Annotated in this window: 16 protein-coding genes and 1 tRNA gene; 9 read left to right on the plus strand and 8 right to left on the minus strand. The window is 61.1% G+C overall.

From position 1 onward, the window contains the following. Positions 1 to 15: 15 nt before the first annotated feature. Entirely contained in the window at positions 16 to 606 is a 591-nt protein-coding gene (locus VF769_RS10100) for a hypothetical protein (protein ID WP_331008277.1), read from the minus strand. 87 nt (positions 607 to 693) lie between these two features. Here VF769_RS10100 and VF769_RS10105 point away from each other — a divergent pair, with 87 nt between their 5' ends. Both VF769_RS10105 and VF769_RS10110 read left to right on the plus strand, forming a co-directional pair. Beyond that, on the plus strand, positions 694 to 1,863 hold the full coding sequence (locus VF769_RS10105; RefSeq protein WP_331008278.1) for a DNA cytosine methyltransferase: 1,170 nt from the start codon (positions 694 to 696) through the stop codon (positions 1,861 to 1,863). A gap of 379 nt (positions 1,864 to 2,242) precedes the next feature. Next, positions 2,243 to 2,548, plus strand: coding sequence for a hypothetical protein (locus tag VF769_RS10110; RefSeq protein WP_331008279.1), 306 nt, complete (start codon positions 2,243 to 2,245; stop codon positions 2,546 to 2,548). Here the strand turns inward: VF769_RS10110 and VF769_RS10115 are convergent. From VF769_RS10115 to VF769_RS10130, 4 genes are read right to left on the minus strand one after another with little or no spacing between them, the layout of a single operon-like run. Beyond that, positions 2,545 to 2,877, minus strand: a complete 333-nt coding sequence (locus VF769_RS10115) for a hypothetical protein (RefSeq protein ID WP_331008280.1) — start codon at positions 2,875 to 2,877, stop codon at positions 2,545 to 2,547. The genes VF769_RS10110 and VF769_RS10115 overlap by 4 nt on opposite strands. Before the next feature lie 4 nt (positions 2,878 to 2,881). Beyond that, complete coding sequence (locus tag VF769_RS10120) at positions 2,882 to 3,343, minus strand: hypothetical protein (protein ID WP_331008281.1); 462 nt, start codon at positions 3,341 to 3,343, stop codon at positions 2,882 to 2,884. Further along, the gene (locus tag VF769_RS10125; protein WP_331008282.1) at positions 3,343 to 3,585 is read right to left on the minus strand and encodes a hypothetical protein; all 243 of its coding nucleotides are present in this window, start codon (positions 3,583 to 3,585) and stop codon (positions 3,343 to 3,345) included. Before VF769_RS10125 ends, VF769_RS10120 begins: the two co-directional genes overlap by 1 nt. Positions 3,586 to 3,587: 2 nt before the next feature. Beyond that, positions 3,588 to 3,998 carry a hypothetical protein gene (locus tag VF769_RS10130; protein WP_331008283.1) on the minus strand — a complete coding sequence of 137 codons (411 nt, stop codon included), beginning with the start codon at positions 3,996 to 3,998 and terminating at the stop codon, positions 3,588 to 3,590. A 155-nt stretch (positions 3,999 to 4,153) separates the two neighbouring features. On the opposite strand from VF769_RS10130, the gene VF769_RS10135 reads away from it, so the two are divergent. Further along, positions 4,154 to 4,390 (plus strand): helix-turn-helix transcriptional regulator, encoded by a 237-nt coding sequence (locus VF769_RS10135; RefSeq protein ID WP_331008284.1) that lies wholly within the window; start codon positions 4,154 to 4,156, stop codon positions 4,388 to 4,390. Positions 4,391 to 4,579: 189 nt separating this feature from the next. Beyond that, positions 4,580 to 5,884, plus strand: a complete 1,305-nt coding sequence (locus VF769_RS10140; protein WP_331008285.1) for a tetratricopeptide repeat protein — start codon at positions 4,580 to 4,582, stop codon at positions 5,882 to 5,884. A gap of 40 nt (positions 5,885 to 5,924) precedes the next feature. Here VF769_RS10140 and VF769_RS10145 read toward each other — a convergent pair whose 3' ends face one another. Next, a complete protein-coding gene (locus tag VF769_RS10145) occupies positions 5,925 to 7,934 on the minus strand; it encodes a DUF3363 domain-containing protein (protein ID WP_331008286.1) in 2,010 nt (669 codons plus the stop codon). On the opposite strand from VF769_RS10145, the gene VF769_RS10150 reads away from it, so the two are divergent. From VF769_RS10150 to VF769_RS10160, 3 genes are all read left to right on the plus strand, one after another. Next, a complete protein-coding gene (locus tag VF769_RS10150; RefSeq protein WP_331008287.1) occupies positions 7,917 to 8,987 on the plus strand; it encodes a hypothetical protein in 1,071 nt (356 codons plus the stop codon). The two genes, VF769_RS10145 and VF769_RS10150, sit on opposite strands and share 18 nt — an antisense overlap. 108 nt (positions 8,988 to 9,095) lie before the next feature. Continuing rightward, positions 9,096 to 10,145, plus strand: a complete 1,050-nt coding sequence (locus tag VF769_RS10155) for a hypothetical protein (RefSeq protein WP_331008288.1) — start codon at positions 9,096 to 9,098, stop codon at positions 10,143 to 10,145. After that, on the plus strand, positions 10,146 to 12,806 hold the full coding sequence (locus VF769_RS10160) for a hypothetical protein (RefSeq protein ID WP_331008289.1): 2,661 nt from the start codon (positions 10,146 to 10,148) through the stop codon (positions 12,804 to 12,806). On the opposite strand, the gene VF769_RS10165 is transcribed toward VF769_RS10160, so the two are convergent. Beyond that, positions 12,803 to 14,014: a tyrosine-type recombinase/integrase gene (locus tag VF769_RS10165; protein WP_331008290.1), complete on the minus strand. Its 1,212-nt coding sequence runs from the start codon at positions 14,012 to 14,014 to the stop codon at positions 12,803 to 12,805. The genes VF769_RS10160 and VF769_RS10165 overlap by 4 nt on opposite strands. A 196-nt stretch (positions 14,015 to 14,210) precedes the next feature. Continuing rightward, positions 14,211 to 14,295: transfer RNA gene (locus VF769_RS10170), tRNA-Leu, on the minus strand. A gap of 103 nt (positions 14,296 to 14,398) precedes the next feature. Between VF769_RS10170 and VF769_RS10175 the strand changes: the two genes are divergently transcribed. Together VF769_RS10175 and VF769_RS10180 are read left to right on the plus strand one after the other, a co-directional pair. Further along, on the plus strand, positions 14,399 to 16,165 hold the full coding sequence (locus VF769_RS10175) for a hypothetical protein (RefSeq protein WP_331008291.1): 1,767 nt from the start codon (positions 14,399 to 14,401) through the stop codon (positions 16,163 to 16,165). 103 nt (positions 16,166 to 16,268) lie between these two features. Next, a complete protein-coding gene (locus tag VF769_RS10180) occupies positions 16,269 to 17,768 on the plus strand; it encodes a class I adenylate-forming enzyme family protein (protein WP_349258126.1) in 1,500 nt (499 codons plus the stop codon). Positions 17,769 to 17,790 lie beyond the last annotated feature (22 nt).

Below are 17,790 nucleotides of genomic sequence, written 5' to 3' on the forward strand. Positions count from 1 at the left end.
GACGGCCCCCCGCGCTTAGTCGATGATCGCGCGCAAGCTGTCGGCTTTTGCTCGAAGCTCGCAAGCAAAGTGGATCAGTTTGTATAGGTCGTCCGCGTAGGCCTGGAAGCGACCCGTTTCATATGGCTTCAAGCCAATGCGGGCGCGTTCGGCGCAGGCTAGCAGAATTGGCGCGTGCGCGGGCCGCATGAAAAACGCAACGACTGGATAAGAACTGCTATGTAGCCCACCTAGGGCACCGCCATTGCAGCTCGTGAATGGAATGCAGTCGGCGGCCGAAAGCGCCATCACGCAAGAGGCAACGCCAATGTCGAGATCACACAGCGGGGCCAACAAGGGGTCCGAATTGTGGGCATTTGCCAGACAGGAATCTATCGCTTGCCTTGCCGCGTCCTCGGTGGGCGCGTCCTCGAATATTTTGAGCAGGCCTCTCTCCAACGCGATCGCTGCATCGACCTGGTCCCAAGAAATCAAGCGAAGGTCCTGGTAGAAATGGTTCCCCTCAAGCTCGTCCTGCTCCGGCGCAGCGGGCCATTCGAACCCCGCGCCGTGAAGATCACGCCTCGCTGCCAACGTAAACCGCGCCTGAGCGACCATGGCGGCCATCCTTGCGACTCAATCTTCGGTGAAGTTAACTGTCCGTAAAAGACCCGTCCTGCAAGTAAAGCAGCGCGCATTATCTCGGGGGCGGACGTGCACAAAGCCAGCTCAGAATCCAGAAGGAGTCGAGCGCGCCGTACTCCGACATTTGTCGAGTTCTTCGCCGGCGGCGGTATGGTCCGCGCTGGGTTGGGCGAGCAATGGCGCTGCGCTTTCGCCAACGACTTCGATCCCAAAAAGTGCGCAGCGTATCGGGAAAACTGGGGCGCCGCTGAATTGCACGAGGGAGATATCGGACAACTCTCCACGGATCAGCTGCCGGCTAGCGCAATCGACCTAGCCTGGGCCTCTTTCCCTTGTCAGGATCTATCCGTCGCCGGGTTGGGCGCAGGCTTGCAAGGACAACGGTCCAGTGCCTTCTGGCTTTTCTGGAGCCTGCTCCAATCTCTGCAAAATGAGGGGCGCGTCCCCCCCATTGTCACGCTGGAAAACGTCTGCGGTACGCTCACTTCGCACGAAGGTCGCGACTTTCGCGAGATCGTCAAAGCGCTCGTAAAGCTCAACTATCGCGTCGGCGCGATCGTCATAGACGCGAAGGATTTCGTGCCACAGTCCAGACCGCGCCTCTTCGTTGTGGCAGTGCAGTCGCACATCAGTCTCGGACAATATGCGCTCGACGGTGCGCACGGCGCGCACCACTCGCAGGCGTTGGTGCGCGCCTACGATATGCTTTCACCGGGTCTAAAGAAGCACTGGATATGGTGGGACCTTCCGGCCGCACCGCCCCGCACAATCAACCTCATCGATATAATTGAGGACGAGCCCTCAGACGTTAAGTGGCAATCGGCGGCGGAAACGCAGAACATTCTGGATTTGATGGCGCCAATACACCTCGCAAAGGTTGCGGAGGCCCGCGCATCTGGCCGTCGAATGGTTGGCACGGTTTATCGACGTATGCGTAGGGATGCGCACGGAGGCCGGTATCAACGTGCAGAAATCCGATTTGATGGTCTCGCCGGCTGTCTCCGGACGCCCGGGGGTGGTTCAAGCCGCCAGCTCCTGCTGTTCGTTGAGGGCGATGTCGTGCGTTCGCGTTTGTTGTCGTCGCGCGAAACAGCTCGCTTAATGGGCTTGCCGGAGTCGTACGTGCTACCGAAGCGCTACACCGACGCATATCACCTCACCGGTGATGGCGTAGCATCGCCGGTGGTGAAGCATCTCTCGGAGCGCCTGTTCCTTCCTTTATTGAACACCGGCGTCTGACCTGCCGTCAGGGATGGCCATCGAACTGCTCGACGGTGTCCGCAGGCTTCCCGCTTAGCCCCGTGGTCGACGCCGCCGGCAGGCGCCGTCGACTTCTTGTTCGGGACGCGCCCCGCGGCCCGACGCCTTCACATCAGCCATCGCGCGCAGCGCGGGCCAAGGGACGCGCGAAGCGCGGCGCGGGACGCGCTTGCCCTTGGCGCGCGCGAGCACGGTGGCACTTCGTTGTTTCCCGTTGTTGCCGGACCGTTTCCCGTCGTTTCCGCCACTCGCGGCATACTTTGGAATGTCCGTCAAGAGGTCCCATCGTGCCCGTTGACAGAACGCATGGGGCGCTGAGTCTCGGGCATGCCTGTGGATAACTCAGAAGGAGTTGGACATGACCAGCAACGGTCCGCAACGCATCAATCGCCTGCTATCGCGGAAGGACGCCGCGATCTTCCTCACCGACCTCGGCCTTACGATCTCGGCGCAAACGCTTGCGCGGCTTCTCTGCGAGAAGAAGGGACCGATGTGCATGCGTGTGGGCAGCCGCGCCATGTACCGGGAGTGCGATCTCCTCGATTACTTCCGCCAGCAATGCAGCGCGCCGCGCCAATCGTCTGATGAGCCGTTGCGGCCCGCATCGAACGACCATCTGCCGTTTCCAGCGAACGATCGCGAAAGCCCCGCGCGTGACACCTAATTCGCGTTCGTCGGCTTTCTCTTGGGGCGAAGCCGCCGTAGCGCGTTTGCGAAATGCGTGTGCACGCTTGTGACGATCAACGACACGCCATGCGTCTTTCCTGTCGGATCGGGCCGTCTGATCCGCGTTGCAAAGCCTCGGAGCGTGATCACGTCACCGCAGCGCTGCGCCCGGTCGATCTGCGCGCAGAGGCCCTCGTGATCGCAATAACAGCCCAGCACCTCAACTTGGTGCAGGCGCCACTTTCCGAAGTCGAGGTGTGGGGTGTTCAGGAGTATCAGATACTCGAAGCGGTCGAACACTCGGCCGGTCGCGCGCCACTTGCGCATGGCCTCAACCCTTCCGGCCCATGACGCGCAAATCCTCGATGGTGCTCAGCAATATGCGATGCGCACCCGGGTAATCCTCCGGGTCAATAACCTCCGCGACGACACTCAACTTGGCGGCGGCGCCATCCACCGTCAGCGCCGGGAGGGCGCGCAACCGCCGAACGATGCGAACGCCCGCCCGGACACAGCGGTCGTATTCCTCGTCGATGGCGTAAAGCAGTTGCGCCTCCGGCAGCGCACGCCGCTCCGCTTTGCTGAGGTTGAACCAATCGCGGTTGTCGCCCAGCCACGCCTCCCGGTCGCCCCACTGGCGCAAGAGAAGCTCCTGGCGGCGTGCAAGCTCGCCATAGTGAGCACACAGCAGGAGCACAGGATCGGCGGCGGCCGCAGCGCAGACCTCTTTGCCTGAAGGCAGAGGTACTGAACCTAGAGCAGCGACGACCTTGCGGCGTGAGAGGCGAGCCATCAGCACACCCGTCGCAAACTGTAGCGAACCGTCTCAATGAGACAGCCTGAGATGATCACAGCCGCAAACAGTCCCGCGCCGACGCTATCGAACTGAACGCCAACGACTTGCCCGGCCAGAATGCCGACATAGGTCGGCGGACCCAGCACGAGCAGAATGATCAGCCAATACCAGAGCAGTCGCAGCACGATGATCGCCACGGTAAGCAAGAGCGCAAAGCCGGTGAGCGAACCCCAATCCATCGTCAGCCGCCGTGCAGCGCGCGATAGTCGCGCAGGATGCTGGCGATCAGACGATGCGCTTTTTCATTTTCTTCCGGGCACACTTCGATCGCGGCGATAGCGAGCTTGCCGCAGATGCCGAGCGATGAAGTCGCGACGAGCGCCGGGAGCGACGCGAGCAGGAAGCGGTTCTCTTCGTGCAGCGCGTCCATGCGATCATAGAGATCGTCCATCTCATGCTTTTCGGGGAAGCGCTTGCGTTGCGCGCGCGTGAGCTTGGACCAGTTGTAATCCCGGAAGAGCCGCGTCTCGATCTGTTGCCACCGATTGCCTAAGCGCTCGTGCTCGGCGTGGCGTGTCAGCCAGATCTCACAAGCAGAAGCGGCCCGATCTGTCGCGTTCCCCGAAAGGAGCGGCGCCGCCGCGCCGCTCATTACAAGTCGGCGAGTTGGGGCGATGGTGCGTGAACTCTCGTTCGCCGTTCCAGGGGGACGTCGAGACATTGTTTAGACCTTCGAGTATTTAGTGAGCGAGAAAGTATCACCTGCGCCGTTATCGCGCAACATTAAAACGCATGTGAGCGAAAATAGTGCTTACCTCTGGTCAGATTCGAGCCGCTAGGGCGTTGCTGGATTGGAGCCAGCAACAACTCGCCGACGAAAGCGGTGTGTCGCTCGCGACAGTCAGAAGAATCGAAAGCGAGCGAGGCCCGGAGCGCAGCACGGTACCCAACCGCGACGCCATTCAGCGCGCGTTGGAAAAAGGCGGCATTATATTCATGCCCAAAAATTCAGACGGCGGCGCAGGCGTCCGGCTGAAACGCTAACTTCCGATCGCCGAAGAACGATACTTAGTAGAGGATGAATAGAGCGACTGAGTCGCTGATTTTGAAGTGATCACTATGGCGCAGTCTTCGACTAGATGGACGTTCAGGCCGAAGAGCAACGACCTGTGTCTTTGTGGCTCTGCCCTTGCATTCGAGCTCTGCTGCAAGAGCCGAGTTCCAGTCGAATCTATGGGCGAAACGAAACGTGATGCCTGGAATGCGGGCAACTGGGACGAAGCGATCCGCGCGGCGCGCGCGGATATCACTCAGTATACAATCTGGCACAAGAGCCACACCGCCCCCGGTATCGAGCGTGATATTGCGGGCGCTGCGCGCTTGCTTGCAACTGATCTCATGGCGTTGAGCTCGCAGGTGGCGGACCTGTGCATTCTCTACCATCGGGCCGGTCGCTCGAGCGAACTGCCGGCGGTACTCGAACGGCTGCGGAGCAATGTTCGGTCCCCACTGTGGGACCGCAAGATCACTCATCATCAAGCCCTAGTCGCCCACCAATTGGACGATGATGTTAAGGCTCGGATCGAGTTCGACAAGCTGTTGCCGATTGAGCCTAACGAACCCGACAGCGAAATTATCCAACTCTACATTTCTCTCTACGGAGGCACTCTCACATTCTCGCAGGTCGTCGCATTGTGTGATCGCGTACTCCAACTGACTACCAGCGTTGAAGACAAGCTTCAGTATGCGGGCTTAAAGGGCTTCATGTACATGACTGTCGGTGACGATATGGCCGCCCGTAGCGCGTTTGCGCAAGCCGTAGCCTCGGGCCGCGGTGCCATGAGGGAACGTGCCTTAGGCGTTCGTGCCAAGCACCTCTTCTCCAGTGCGCTCGTCCATCTCGGCGTTTCCAACGACGACCCAAAAAAGTTCGACGAAGCCGCTCAGCTGTTGACCGAACTCATTGGGGAGGCCAGCACATGGACAGCGTCCGGGCTTGGGCGCCTTCATGAAGACCTGGGCGAGTGCCATCGGTTTGCCGGCCGCTGGAAGGAAGGCGAGGACGCCTATCGTGCGGCGCTGGCCGTTCACTCCCACGAGATCGCATCGGTGTTCCTATCTGAGTGTCTGCTACGTCAGGGTCTAGTCGGCGAAGCAGCCAGAGTTCTTGACGGCGTCGATTGTACTCATCTCGACGAGCGTGAGCGGTACGATTACGCTTGCGTTTCGGCTGCCTTAGCAGCCGAAACGAAGGACAGCGCTCGGATTCGCGTAGCCATAGGTCGACTCAAGGGGGTGAAGGCGCAGGCCCCCTACTTTGAGACACGGAAACTCGCGTTGTTACTGCATCTCCAAGAGGCGTTAGCGGACACCTCGAAATCGGGCAACTGGCTCGACGCTATTCAGCAGCTACTCAAAGCGCCGATGCGAGCATTTAGCCGCTACGCTATCGTGCAGCCTACTGTGTTTGGGGTAGGCGTTGATCTCAAGGCAATGATCATTGACGCCGCCAGCAGCGAGAACGACGAGAAGCCTTAACTAGTCTCGCGTTGTCGCAGGAGCATAGGAGGGTTTGCGGTCAACGTCCCAGCCATGGCACCAATGGCTTTAGTGCCTTCTCCGCCTCGCGCCCAAGCTTGAAGTCAAAGTCCCGTCCGTTGACACGACCCACCATGAGTTGATTGAAGGCGCGGTCCATCTCGGCGCGCCAAGGCACAAGCGTGGCGCTGCGTTCGTGGAAGAGCACGGCGAAGCTGCGCTCCGCTACGCGCACCCGCTGCACAAAGACGCCGGCAACCCGATCACCGTCCCGCGCAAAGTGCGGCACGCGGCCCATGTCGTGCTCTATGCGCTGCAGCAGGTTCTCCTTCTCAAGCTGGCGCAGCTGACGCTGCCAATCCTGATTGAGACGAAGCCCATCGCCGTTGTCACGCGCGACGCCCATCAAATCGAGCGACCTAACACGCTTGGACCAAGCATCCTGAACCTCCCGGCCAAAGTGCTCGCGCGCGAGTTGGCTGGTGTCCTCCAGGCCCATGCTCACGCGATCAAGCCAGGTTGGCCCGCGATAGTTCGCCTGCTTCTCCAGCGAATGCGGGTCGATCAGCATTACCCGCGCGCTTTGGCGGGCGCCGCGAGCCTCGTGCTGGCGCACGCGCTCCTCGTAATTCTCCGGGATCAAGAACACGCCATCCGCCGTGCACTCAACGATCCCGACGCGCCGCAAAGCTTCTAGTCGGCGCTCATGCATTTCGATGTAATTGACGCGATCTGTTGGTATCGTCTGGGCGTGCAGTTCTGCCGAATAGGCGAGACCATTCTCGCGCGCGATAGCGAAGATGGTGCGATCGGCCGGCTTTAATTCCGGTTGGCTGCGCTCTAGCCGCAGAATGGCGCCGCGCTCGACGCCATCGAGTTCGCGGAGCTGCTCGCGCGCAGCCACACGCGCTGTCCAAACCTTGCCGTCGATGCCTTCGATTGCAATCAAATGCGGCCCGCGCGGATCGTCGCCGATCTGCTCGAAGCCTATCAGCCGTCCAGTGGCGCGCTGGCTCGAATGTGCCGCCTCCAGTTCACGCAGCCGCTCGCGCTCGATGCCGCGATCTTCCCGCGCCAGAAGCCGCGCCGTCGCTCGTTCGCGGTCGCGCACATCCGCAAGGCGCGTGAGCTTGTCCTCTAGCTCTGGATCAAGCCGCCAGACGCCCGCGTCGGTGCGCTGCGCCAGCCCCCAATCCTCAAGCCGGTTGAGGCGCTGCACCAGCGGACCGCGTATGCGCCCCTCTTGGGGGAGGTCGGCTAGCCGCACCTCGTTGTCTCGCGCTCGCTCTCGAAGGAGCTCGTCGAGATGGGTCTGCCGCTCCAGCTTGGCGGCGCGCTCGGCGCGGCGGTCGAGGTCGCGAGACAGTTCCGTCTCCAGGCGCGGGCCGAGCTCGCGGGTGGCGATTTCCTCGGCCCGGTGGCGCATGCCGTAGGAGATGTATTGGCGCGGGATGACCAGGTCGCGCCCGTCGTCGCGCTTGCCCCGGATCAGCAAGTGAACGTGCGCGTGGCCGGTGTCGTGGTGCTCGGCGGCGATCCAGTCGAGGCTGGTACCCAGATCCTTCTCGGCCCGGTCCATCAGCTCGCGAGTGTAGTCGCGGAGGTTCTCCATCTCGATCCCGTTCTCGGGGGAGATGATGATCCGGAAGTGGTGGCGGTCGTCGGCGCAGCGGTCGACGAAGGCGGCGCCATCTGCCCGGTCCAGCTCCTCGTCGAACACCTTGACCTCAGAGCCGTCCCGGCCGGCGCCGTCGCGCTCGACATAGAGCGTGTGGCGCATCATCGAACGCGCTCCCCCACCGCCCCCACCGCCGCCAGTCTTGTCGTGAACGACGACGCGCGTCTTGATGATGACCTTCTGCGAAGTCGGGTCGCGCGCCTCAGCGAGCTTCACGCCGCGGGCGCCGCGCGCTCGGTTGTACCAGGCAGCGCGGACGCGCTTCTCGCCTGCGCTGCGGACCTTGGGTGCCTTCGGCGCTGGTTCGGGCGCGCGCGGTTTGCGCCGCCCGAAGTCGCCTTCGAAGAGATCGTCTTGCCGCGGATCGGTCATCGCCAGCGCTCCGAAGTCGGAGGCGCGAGCGGCAAATCCCATCCAGCTCGCGTGCAGCCTGCGCGTTTTGGCGCGTACTGTGCGACGACCTGGAAAAATAGATGTGCAGACAAGCCGCTGCGCCTATCCAAGGTGCAGCGCATTTTATCTTGCCATCAACCCTTCGTCCTTTTCCGCCTAGTGCTGTCCAATTCCGCATTATTCTCAAATCAGACCTTCCCGGCTTTTCAGGCATGGATCGGGATGCTACCAGACGTAGAGTCGAACCAAGGGGGGGAGATGATCGTCTATTCGACTCTCCAGCGGGAACATCCGCTGGAGATGAGCAAGGTGACTAGCGATCCGCACGCCATCTGCCCTGCGCGCTCAGACTCCTCGAAGTCGCTTGCGGAATGCCACACTACACACATGGAGACGCACTGCGCGACGGTCGAGGCGCCGTGCGTCGCCGATGCGCACAGCGCTTTCGTGAGTGCGAATTCCCGCAGTGGGCCCGCCCCGATCGCAGCGGGCGAGCTTGCACGCATTGAATACTGCCTCACATTGGCTGAGCGTCTTCTCGGAAGCGCCGGGCCACCCTCCGGCGGCAGCGCGCCGCCTGCGGCTGGCCTAAACGCCCTATTGCCCGACGAATACGAGCGAGCATTGAGATTTCAGTTTGCGACCGTGCCCGACCAACACTTGGCGGCGCGGCCTCACTACAATGTGTGGTGCTTTCGCGAGGACGCCGGTGTCGCGTTTTCCTCCTCAGACGAGCGCTTGTATGCAAGACGTCTAAACGTAGCTCGGGCGAAGGATGCAGTCCCCGATGACGCGCCACCGCTCGCGTTTCGCTACACCGGTCTTTTGGTGGAAGAGGCTGCCTCCCCTTGGAGCACGCCGACCTTCGCGGACTGCACTTGGCGGGACCTGCGACTATGGGTGCCGGGGGGTAGGACAAACCCCACCGATACCGCCTGCGGTCCTGGTTTAGCGGAATGCGTCGGCGTCGGAATCCTGTTCAAGCACGTAAAAATCGCGTTTGCGGCGCAGGAGATGGATCCTATCCCCTGAGGTGCCATCCTAAGGCCCCATCAACCGGAATAGGCTAGGCTGGACGTCGGAGAAGGTTGACAAACGGTTAACCTACCCTCGATTGTGCAACGAAGAAATCGGTGCCTGGTGCCAGAAGTTATTGATCACCGCCCTCCGGAAGGAGTGGTCGAGTGGGGTCCGCTTATTCGCCAAGCGGGCCAAAATTTTGTGCCGCTTGGCGGCCGCGTTGAGACTTCCCCTTTATCAGAGCTGCTTGGACGTGTTGGCGCTGTTGTTACTGCTGCCGACTGCAATCGCCTTCTGGTGACTCTGAATGAATTTGTTCGCGAGCAAATCGCGAGAGTTGAAGCTAATTCGGCGACGCCAATCGAGGCCTGGACATTACCATCATCCGTGCTGAGCCACCTGGCACGTCGTCAACTCTGGAACGGGGCCGCCGTCTCCAACGCCAAAGGCGTCTTGGCTCATACCCTCAGCTCCGGCCTAAACACGCACTTCAATCGGGTACGGGCCCTTGCTGCTCATGACGCAACGGTTGTCACATCCTGCTGGCACGACGTCAGCGCTCCCATCGCACCGCTCGTTGCGGCATATGCGTCGATAGATCGTGTTGTGCGTCCCGAATGGCTGCACTGGAATTTGGGGACGCTCGGATCTTGGCCGACATTCTTGCTCGACGCTTTGGAGACAGCAGAGCGCCATGTCCTGTTCGTGGCTGGGCTGTGGGTTTATCTGCGCTTGGGCTGGATTGCGCCGACGGACATCGTCGCCCGATACGAAAGATGGCACGCATTCCTTTCAAACGGCCAGGATGACCGAACCGGCCACGGGACGGCCATGCGTTCTCTGTCATTGGCAGCCGATTTTGCGGCGCTCCCAATCGCCAATGAATACGCACACGACGTTGCTAAGTGCACCGCGGCGTTGCGCTTCTCGCGCGAGCAGCTTTTTCTTCGTCGGGAAGAGAGAGAAGTTGAAGAGGCCGGTCGCTACAATACCGCCTTACTTGATCAAGCTGCGGGACAAGCGAAGACGTGGCTGACCGAGTGGTGTGACCTGCGTGGGACAGACTATCCGCCGGAGCAACTGACGTTTGATGTCTCTCGCTCAATGCTAAAAATCATCGGTACCCACAGCGGGTGGGCCGGCCCACGCGCGCTGCCCAGGGGCAATTAAGTGGCGTCCTTCGTTGCCGCGCTCCCAATAGCCATCTGGCGAGCGAGCTCACAGGCAATCAGCAATCATCATGCACACGCATTTAGATGCCTAGGTCTTGGGGAGGCAGATTATCGGACAGAGCGCGCCCTGACATTCGGTCGTGAGCTCGCTCTTGGTGGGACAGACGATCTTGAAGATCGTTCGGCTACAGGAAAGTCACGGAAGGTTCCGTACTTTGATCACGACTTGATTGAGGAAACTTTCCAGCGTGAGCTGCAAGTCTTAGAAACGTGGCCACCACGACCAGGAATGGATCGCCACATCTGGGGGCAGATATCCAGCGCCGATGTGTTTGCGCTGAAGATTGCACCGCCGGACCCCGAAAGCGCGACCGAGCGCGATATCGAACCCAGTCTGAGGCGCACCAGGGTCTCCAACTTGGTGAGAGAAGCTCTCCGGAAAAGTCGAGGCGCGGTCCAAGAACGGCGAGGCGTTCGTGCGCATTGGCAACCAGCGACCGCAAAGCCGTACTACACGGCCCCATCACCCTTCTATATTGCGCAACTAATACTTACGCGGCCGGACATCCCTTCTACGCGCGCGTACGCCTTCGCGGCTATGCGAACGCTAATCCAAGAACGCGTCGAGAAAAACTGTAACGGCGGCAAACAGCTTGAGCTGAATATCGAGACGGTCTCGGATGCAATCACGACAATTGAAAGACGCAACGATGTTGGCCGCGAGCTAAAGGCTGACCCGTCCGAGCCCGTGCGCTTGTTTGTTGCTCACTACCTCGCAATGAAAGGTCTGCTTGTCCTGCGGCTGACCGAGGACGACGAGGGGCCGATCCCAGACCAAGAAATTCAAACCTACTTTCTCGACCCCGAACGCCTCTTTGATTTTCAAGATCGAGCGCAATCAGGAAGGGCGCCGGGACGCGCGGTAGCATTCAGAATAACGCCTTCCGTCGCTCAACTACCGGAACCTAGTGATCTTCTGAATGAACTCTCTGGCCTTCCACTACCATTTGAAGGCGGTGAAGAGGTATTCGCCGGCGGAATAAGATTCTCAGAGGGCGGGGACATTGTCGCCGCGATTTCGGGAACGTTTGGCACCGGGAAAACTTCGTTCTGCCTCGGTCTGGGTGCCGCGCTGGCGCCGCTTGGATGTCGAACCCTCTTCTTGACGTGTGAGGAGAGCGAGGCAGATGTCGAAGCGCGCCTGCAAGAGGCGATACCTAGTCATCTGCGTCGAATGTCTCCTTTGTTCGACTTGGGTTGCGATATTGACGCAACGCCCACTTGGTTCCAGGTCAACGCGGTTCGAGTTGAGGGGGGTGGTGACGCCGACATAGGTCGAGAGCTTCTTGAGGTGGTAGAAGGTGCGCTCGATCGTGCTGAGCTCTTCGCGCCGTTTCGACCTTCTGCATCGGCCCCACCAGGTTCCATGTACGCCCGGCCAATTGTTGTAATCGACGGCGTGCACCAGTTGTTTCGTGAAGCCGACGCGGCACGACGTCAGGTCGACGCCTCGCTCCGACAGCTGATTGACGCATGCAGACGGCGTAAAGTTGTGGTGTTGCTGACACTTGGCGCTGGCGAGGACGAAGTCACTCGATTGAGCTACCTGTGCGACTTGGTCATTGAGATGAGCCGCGCAATCTCAGAGAATCCTGATGCCCGAGCAAGTCGCGCCATGCGCTTGATCAAAGCTAGAAGGCAGTCAGCGCGAATTGGGGACCACTCAATGTATTTGAGCGGAGCGAAAGGCTTCCGACTGAAGCCCAGTGGTTCTGCTTGGGGCGAAATCATCAAGGATCAGAAATGGACATCGGTCGACGAAACCCAACGAATTCCGATAGGCACCGATGCGCGAAATGGTCCTTATAGGCGGTCACACATTCTAGTCTTAGGCCACGGCAGTACTGGAAAAGCGGGCTTTGGACTGTACCTGCTCCATCGAAAGCAGGTCGACGTTACGGGCAGGCCACGAAAGGATGGCAGTGCGATCGGTATGCCATTCCGGTCGCGCGTGTTGGTTGTCTCATTCCTCTATCAAGAGCCGTACTTCGTTGAGCTTGTCAGCCGCATTTCGAATATGCGGGGCGCCCCGGCGTCAAAGGGTCAATTCCTACCCGACGATACGTTGCAGGATGTGTTGGCCCTTTACCCCGGTGCTCTAACGCCGGCCGAGCTATTCTTTAAGATCGAGCGCGCGATCGCGCGAGCATCCTTAGAGGGCATTCCCTACACGGGAATTCTGATTGACGGCATCCACAACGTCTTCCTCCAGTTTCCCGAGGTGGAGAAGTACAGCCCATTTTGGCCTCAGCTATACGCCCTGTTGCGACGTAGACCGCTTACGGTCGTGACCACGCACACCGAATTTGAGCTGCGGAAGGTTCCAGTTAGTGAGCCTTTGGCAGAGCGTAGAGATCCTGCCTCGTTCGCGTTCAATTTTGAACACGCCGCTAGGCGAGCGGCCCCGCTCATGAACGTGTTGGTTTCGTCTTCGGATTTTGTGTTTGAGATGAATCCGCCCGGGGGCAGCGGTGATCCGCTGGACCTTTATCCAATCCACGCTGTGAGTGCACTTGGCGGCACGAAAGCGAGCCAGCCATACTACTGGCATCGTGAGGAATGCTACATTGAGAAGGAGCCTCAGCCGCGCTTATTCTAGGCAGTCAGCCTCGCTGGTGCCTCTACGCGCCGAGCATCCAAATAGTCGGCCCACCATTGAGCCAACCTCACGCGATCTGACCAGTACTCGCTTCGTGCGTACGCACGCCGAATGGCGTTGGCGTCCTGATGTGCAAGAGCTCGTTCAATGACCTCGGATGAGAACTTTGAGTGCTCGTGCAAGAGTGATGACGCCAAGGCCCGAAAGCCGTGAGCACTCATTTCTTCCTGCGAAAAGCCCAAGGTTCGTAGCGCCGCGCAGACGGTGTTTTCGCTGATCGGGCGATCGCGTGCGCGTTCGCCCGGAAAGCAAAGCCCATCCTCGGTAAGCCCGGTGAGATCGTGCAATTCGCGAAACACAGCCAAGGCCTGGCGCGACAGGGGCACCTTGTGCTCGCGTCGCATTTTCGTGCGCTCCGCTGGAATCGTCCAAACCTTCGCTTTGAGATCGATCTCGTTCCATCGGGCCAAGCGGCATTCGCCGGGTCGAGGAAAGCAGTACGCCATGATCTGCATGGCGGCACGAACAACGGGGCGATCATATTCTGAGATTGCGACCATTAATCGCCCGGCGCCCTTGGGATCGGTGATGGCCGCTCGGTGCTTTGTTTTTGGCGTTGCGATCGCTCCCCGCAGCGAAGGCGTTGGGTCGAACTGAGCGCGGTTCGTGGCGACCGCCAGACGCATGACCTGGCCAATCGAGGCCCGCAGCCGGCGCGCTGTCTCCAAATGACCTTTGGCTTCGATGTCGCGAAGCAGGCCCAAAACCTCCGCCGGCGTGATGGCGGCGACGGGACGATTGCACAGCGGCGCTGCAAGATCCTTGAGCAGCCAACGGCGCTTGGAAATCGTGACTGCCGCCTTGCCTTCCCGCTCCATGCGCGTCAGCAACTCGTCAGCCACAAGGCCGAACGTCGATGCACGCGCAACGCTTGCTGCCAATCGCGTGACCTTGCGCTCCTCCATCGGATTGAGCCCGTCACGCAATTGCTTCCGCGCTACCGCGAGCGCTTCTCGCGCCTCAGCAAGAGAAACGTCGGGATAGGCGCCGAGCGCGAGCGTCAGCCGCTTTCCGCCGAAGCGATAATTGTAGCGCCAGAAGCGCGAGCCATTGATCGCCACTAGCATGTAGAGACCTTGGCCATCGGTGAGCTTGTAGGGGCGTTCTTGCGGCCGTGCATTCCGGCATTTGGCGTCTGAAAGCGGCATGGCGGTATCGCTCCGGCGGCATGAGCATCTATACCGCCAATATACCGCCAATCTCGTTCGATGGCCAATTTTTGGTTGCAGGCAGACGCCATCGCGCGAAACGAGAAAAACTCGCCTTTTCGCTGTGTTTTCAAGGAAATGTGCTGATCTGCGGGGTGTTCCGAGGAAGGCGACGGAATGTCTCGGAATGCGTAAGTGGTGCCCAGAAGAGGACTCGAACCTCCACGATGTTACTCGCTAGTACCTGAAACTAGTGCGTCTACCAATTCCGCCATCTGGGCACTGAGGCGGGGGGTTTAGTGGAGGCGCGCTGGCCCGTCAATGCGCGCTGACTCGTCGCTTCCGCCTGGGATGCAGCGCCCGGGCGTGCTAGCGCCTTGGGCCATGAAAAATATGACCTTTGCCCTCGCTTTCGGCCTCGCCGCTTGCGCCACAGCGCCGTCAGCTCCCTCCATCGCCGGGATTGCCCCCAGCTTCGACGCCGCCCGCACCGAACAGATCCTGGCGCGCACCCAACGGCTGCATCTGGCGCCCGACCTGTCGGCGCTGACGCCCGGCGAGCGGGCGGCGGTCGCCGAACTCTTGGCGGCGGGCGAGCGCATGCACCGGCTCTACATGGACCAGCGCCACCCACAGGCGCTGGCCGCGGCGGCTTATCTGGAGGCGCACCCAGAACTCACCGGTGAACGCGACCTGTTTCGCATGAATAGCGGCCCGGTGGCCTCCACCTTGGACAACACCCGCGCGCCGTTCCTTTCCGTGCCTGCGGAAGCCCCGGCGCGGAACATCTACCCTGCGGGAACGACGCGCCCGACGCTCGACGCCTTCTTCGTCGCCCATCCGGAGCGGCGTGACGAATTGCTCGACGACCGCGCCGTGGTGTGGGCCGCCACAGCGGAAAATCGCCGTCGTGCGCTCGTAGCCCTCGATCGCCATCCCGCGCTCGACACCTTGCATCCAGGCCTGCGCGCGCGCTTGCAGACCAGTGAGACCTATCTCGCCGTGCCGTATTCGGTGGCCTATGCGGAGGACATCTTCTTCATCTTCGACCGCCTGAACGCGGCGGCGGATCACGTTGAGCACGGCGACCCGGCGTTTGCGCGCTATTTAAGGCTGCGTGCGCGCGATCTGCTGGCCGATGATTATGAAGGCGGCGACGCGGCTTGGGTGACGGGCGATTTCACGGGCAATCTCAACGCGCAGATTGGGTCATATGAGACCTATGACGATGCGCTTTATGGCGTGAAGACGTTCTTCTCACTCTCGCTCTTGGTGCGCGATCGCCCGCGCAGCGAGGAATTGCAGGCCGCTTTAGCTGACATTCAAACTGTTGAGAACGCTCTGCCTTACGCAAACCACCGCGAAGTGCGCAGCGACATTCCAGTTGGCGTATACAACATCATTGCCGATTTCGGCCAAGCGCGCGGCGCCAATACGGCGACGATCCTGCCGAACGAAGCCTATCTCGCGCGCCAGTACGGTCGCACCATTCTGATGCGCGGCAACATTCTGCTGAACGAAGACATCTTTCAGGAAACCCATCGCGCTTTCGCCGCTGCGGTGGTCGAGAGCCAAGCCAATGACCTCACGCCCGAAAGCGGCTTCTATCGCACGCTTTGGCATGAGATCGGCCATTATCTCGGCGTCGATCAGACGGCGGACGGGCGCGATCTGGATGCTGCGCTCGAAGACACCGCCGATTTGCTCGAGGAGATGAAGGCTGACCTGGTCTCGCTGACATCGGCGCGCATCCTGAATGAACGCGGACGGCTCACTGACCATCAGTTGCGCGGCATCTACGCCTCCGGCGTTCGCCGCGTGCTGCAAAAGAACCAGCCCCGCCGAGAGCAGCCGTACAACACCATGCAGCTGATCCAATGGAATTGGTTCATGGATCGCGGCGCGCTGCACTTCGAGGACGGCCGCCTCCGCATCGATTACCGCCGCTATCCCGAGGCGGTCACGAGCCTGCTGCGCGAAGTGCTGGCGATGCAGCGCGCCGGCGACCGCGATGCCGCAAACGCCTTCGTCGATCGCTGGACGGCATGGCGGCCAGATCTGCACGAAGTGATCGCCACGCGCATGCGCGAAAGCGAGCGCACGCGATTTACGCTGGTGACCTATGAGGCGATCGACGGCGCCAGCCATTAGGCGGATGCGCGCGGCGCGGCATCGGCTATAGAGGAAGGATTAGTCCTCCCGCAGCCGGAGCCGCCCGCACGTGACCACCGAAGACTTCCGTACCCTCTCCGACATGATTGCCGCACAAGCGGCGGAGCGGCCTGACGCGACGGCGCTGATCCAGGATGAGCGGCAAGTCACGTACCGCGAGCTCGACGCCCTGATGGATCGCGTGGCGGCGGCGTTGCAGCGCGATGGCGTCAAACCCGGCGAGAGCATCGCCATTTGCGCGATGACCTCGATTGAGTATGCAGCGCTCTTCGTCGGCGCGTTGCGCGCCGGTGTCGCGGTGGCGCCAATCGCGCCGTCCTCCACACCGGACAGCATCGTCGGCATGGTGGCGGATTCCGGAGCGCCGCTGTTCTTCGTTGATTCCGAGGTGGCCGGCGCGCTGGCTGGCGTAAGGGATCAGATCAAGGCGCAACAGATCGCGCTCGATGGCGCGGCCCATGGACGGCCATTCGCGGATTGGTTGGCGCCGGTGGGCGCGAAGCCCACGCCAGTCGCGATCGATCCGAAGATGCCGTTCAACATCATCTACTCGTCGGGTACGACCGGCGCGCCAAAGGGCATCGTGCAGAGCCACGGCATGCGCTTCGGCCATATCGCCCGCGCGCAGGCGATGGGCTACGGGCCGCAAGCGGTGTCGCTGCTCTCGACGCCGCTCTATTCCAACACGACACTCGTCGCCTTCTTCCCGACGCTGGGCCTCGGCGGCGCGATCGTGCTGATGAAGAAGTTCGATTCCGCGAAATATCTCGAACTCGCGCAACGCCATCGCGTGACGCACACGATGCTGGTGCCGGTGCAATATTCGCGGCTGATGGCGCGGCCGGATTTTGACTCGTACGACCTGTCCAGCTTCCAGATGAAGTTCTGCACCTCGGCGCCCTTTTCAGCGGCGCTGAAAGCGGACGTGTTGAAGCGTTGGCCCGGGGGGCTCGTTGAATATTTCGGCATGACCGAAGGCGGCGGCACCTGCATGCTGGTGGCGCACGCCCATCCGGACAAGCTGCACACTGTCGGCCAGCCAGCGCCCGGCCACGACATCCGCATCATCGACGAAGACGGCAAGGAACTGCCGCGCGGCGAAGTGGGCGAGATTGTCGGGCATTCGGAGCTGACCATGAGCGGCTATCACAATCGGCCGGAGCAGACGTCGGCGGCGATCTGGATATCGCCGGATGGCAAACGCTTTGTACGCACGGGCGACGTCGGCCGCTTCGACGCGGACGGCTTCCTCGAACTCATGGACCGCAAGAAGGACATGATCATTTCCGGCGGCTTCAACATCTATCCGAGCGACATCGAGGCCGTCGTGCGTCAGCACCCAGATGTGGCTGACGTCGCTGTGGTCGGCGCGCCGTCGGCGGAATGGGGCGAGACGCCGGTGGCTTTCATCGTTTCGCGCGGCGCCTCAGCCGAGGATATCCGCACCTTTGCGAATGCACGTCTCGGCAAGACCCAACGCATCGCCGACGCGCTGCTGATCGATGAGCTGCCGCGCAGTCATATCGGCAAGATTCTAAAGCGCGAATTGCGGGATCAGTACGTCGCGGGGCGCCCCGGCTAGCGCCTGGGGAAAAATTGGCTTA

This window comes from Vitreimonas sp. (assembly GCF_036392335.1).
In the GTDB taxonomy this organism is placed as follows: domain Bacteria; phylum Pseudomonadota; class Alphaproteobacteria; order Caulobacterales; family Aquidulcibacteraceae; genus Vitreimonas.

Coding starts and splice junctions, on each gene's coding strand:
- VF769_RS10100 (WP_331008277.1), bottom strand. CDS start 606: ATGGCCGCCATGGTCGCTCAGGCGCGGTTTACGTTGGCAGCGAGGCGT.
- VF769_RS10110 (WP_331008279.1), top strand. CDS start 2,243: ATGACCAGCAACGGTCCGCAACGCATCAATCGCCTGCTATCGCGGAAG.
- VF769_RS10115 (WP_331008280.1), bottom strand. CDS start 2,877: ATGCGCAAGTGGCGCGCGACCGGCCGAGTGTTCGACCGCTTCGAGTAT.
- VF769_RS10120 (WP_331008281.1), bottom strand. CDS start 3,343: ATGGCTCGCCTCTCACGCCGCAAGGTCGTCGCTGCTCTAGGTTCAGTA.
- VF769_RS10125 (WP_331008282.1), bottom strand. CDS start 3,585: ATGGATTGGGGTTCGCTCACCGGCTTTGCGCTCTTGCTTACCGTGGCG.
- VF769_RS10130 (WP_331008283.1), bottom strand. CDS start 3,998: ATGAGCGGCGCGGCGGCGCCGCTCCTTTCGGGGAACGCGACAGATCGG.
- VF769_RS10140 (WP_331008285.1), top strand. CDS start 4,580: ATGGGCGAAACGAAACGTGATGCCTGGAATGCGGGCAACTGGGACGAA.
- VF769_RS10145 (WP_331008286.1), bottom strand. CDS start 7,934: ATGACCGATCCGCGGCAAGACGATCTCTTCGAAGGCGACTTCGGGCGG.
- VF769_RS10165 (WP_331008290.1), bottom strand. CDS start 14,014: ATGCCGCTTTCAGACGCCAAATGCCGGAATGCACGGCCGCAAGAACGC.
- VF769_RS10175 (WP_331008291.1), top strand. CDS start 14,399: ATGAAAAATATGACCTTTGCCCTCGCTTTCGGCCTCGCCGCTTGCGCC.
- VF769_RS10180 (WP_349258126.1), top strand. CDS start 16,269: ATGATTGCCGCACAAGCGGCGGAGCGGCCTGACGCGACGGCGCTGATC.